The 1478-nt window shown below is 56.0% G+C and carries 1 rRNA gene; it reads left to right on the top strand.

The window, feature by feature from the left end:
• Window positions 1-1478 (top strand): 23S ribosomal RNA (locus ACIQVD_RS34205); the annotation flags it as partial.

Raw genomic sequence — 1478 nt, 5'->3', positions numbered from 1 at the left:
TGAAAGAGTGCGTAATAGCTCACTGGTCAAGTGATTCCGCGCCGACAATGTAGCGGGGCTCAAGTACACCGCCGAAGTTGTGGCATTCACACATTTGCCTAAGCCTTTGTGGTTCAGGGGTGTGGATGGGTAGGGGAGCGTCGTGTGGGCGGTGAAGTCGCGGTGGAAACCAGCGGTGGAGCCTACACGAGTGAGAATGCAGGCATGAGTAGCGAAAGACGGGTGAGAAACCCGTCCGCCGAATGATCAAGGGTTCCAGGGTCAAGCTAATCTGCCCTGGGTAAGTCGGGACCTAAGGCGAGGCCGACAGGCGTAGTCGATGGACAACGGGTTGATATTCCCGTACCGGCGAAGAACCGCCAATACTGAGCGGGGGATACTAACCACCCCCCACCTGACGCAAAGCTTCTTTCGAGAAGTGAGTGTTGTGGTGGTGGCTGGGACCTGATCCCGGGAGGTAAGCGTATTAACAGGTGTGACGCAGGAAGGTAGCCGGGCCGGGCGATGGTTGTCCCGGTCTAAGGATGTAGGGTCAGGGATAGGCAAATCCGTTCCTGTGTGCTTCGAGCACGTGCCTGAGATCTGATGGGACCCCCGTATGGGGGGATCCGGTGATCCTATGCTGCCGAGAAAAGCATCGACGCGAGGTTTTAGCCGCCCGTACCCCAAACCGACACAGGTGATCAGGTAGAGAATACCAAGGCGATCGAGAGAATTATGGTTAAGGAACTCGGCAAAATGCCCCCGTAACTTCGGGAGAAGGGGGGCCTGCCCCGTGATGGAGACTGGCTCTCCGTGAGCGGGTGTGGGCCGCAGAGACCAGGGGGAAGCGACTGTTTACTAAAAACACAGGTCCGTGCGAAGTCGCAAGACGATGTATACGGACTGACTCCTGCCCGGTGCTGGAAGGTTAAGAGGACCGGTTAGCCCCTTCGGGGGCGAAGCTGAGAATTTAAGCCCCAGTAAACGGCGGTGGTAACTATAACCATCCTAAGGTAGCGAAATTCCTTGTCGGGTAAGTTCCGACCTGCACGAATGGAGTAACGACTTCCCCGCTGTCTCAACCATAAACTCGGCGAAATTGCAGTACGAGTAAAGATGCTCGTTACGCGCAGCAGGACGGAAAGACCCCGAGACCTTTACTATAGTTTGGTATTGGTGTTCGGAGTGGCTTGTGTAGGATAGGTGGGAGACGTTGAAGCCCGGACGCCAGTTCGGGTGGAGTCATCGTTGAAATACCACTCTGGTCACTTTGGACATCTAACTTCGGCCCGTGATCCGGGTCAGGGACAGTGCCTGATGGGTAGTTTAACTGGGGCGGTTGCCTCCTAAAAAGTAACGGAGGCGCCCAAAGGTTCCCTCAGCCTGGTTGGCAATCAGGTGTCGAGTGTAAGTGCACAAGGGAGCTTGACTGTGAGACTGACAGGTCGAGCAGGGACGAAAGTCGGGACTAGTGATCCGGCAGTGGCTTGTGGAAG

It is taken from the genome of Kitasatospora sp. NPDC090308 (assembly GCF_044769485.1).
Classification (GTDB): domain Bacteria; phylum Actinomycetota; class Actinomycetes; order Streptomycetales; family Streptomycetaceae; genus Kitasatospora; species Kitasatospora fiedleri.
Note: the sequence above shows the minus strand (reverse complement) of the source record. Positions and strands in the feature narration are given on the sequence as shown.